Source organism: Azospirillum oleiclasticum (assembly GCF_013423485.1).
In the GTDB taxonomy this organism is placed as follows: domain Bacteria; phylum Pseudomonadota; class Alphaproteobacteria; order Azospirillales; family Azospirillaceae; genus Azospirillum; species Azospirillum oleiclasticum.
In genome coordinates this window covers 1-433 of record NZ_JABFFR010000116.1, presented here as the reverse complement: position 1 = coordinate 433, position 433 = coordinate 1, and the positions used below count along the sequence as shown (strand labels likewise).

Annotated in this window: 1 pseudogene; it reads right to left on the bottom strand. The window is 71.1% G+C overall.

From position 1 onward, the window contains the following. Positions 1 to 433, bottom strand: a pseudogene (locus HL658_RS36520) (hypothetical protein); the annotation flags it as partial.

Below are 433 nucleotides of genomic sequence, written 5' to 3'. Positions count from 1 at the left end.
GGTGCCCGCACCGCCGGCCAGGCTCTCGATCAGGTTGACCGTCACCGTGCCGCCGGTGTCACCCAGCGTGATCACGTCGGTGCCGCTGTTGCCGGTCAGCGTCTCGATGCCGCGCAGCGTGAAGGTGTTGCCCGAGGAGCCCAGCGCGATCGCGTCGGTGCCGACGCCACCCACCAGGAACTCGACACCCGACACCACCGTCATGGTGCTGCCCGCAGCCCCGAGCGTCACCACGTCGCTGCCAGCGCCGCCGGTCAGCGTCTCGACGCCGGTCACCGTCACCGTGTTGCCGGCGGAACCCAGCGTCACCACGTCGGTGCCGACGCCACCGGTCAGGCTCTCCAGAGCCGACACGGTCATCGTCGCACCCGCCGCACCGATGGTGATGGCGTCGGTGCCCGCACCACCCGTCAGCGTCTCCAGCAGGCTCACC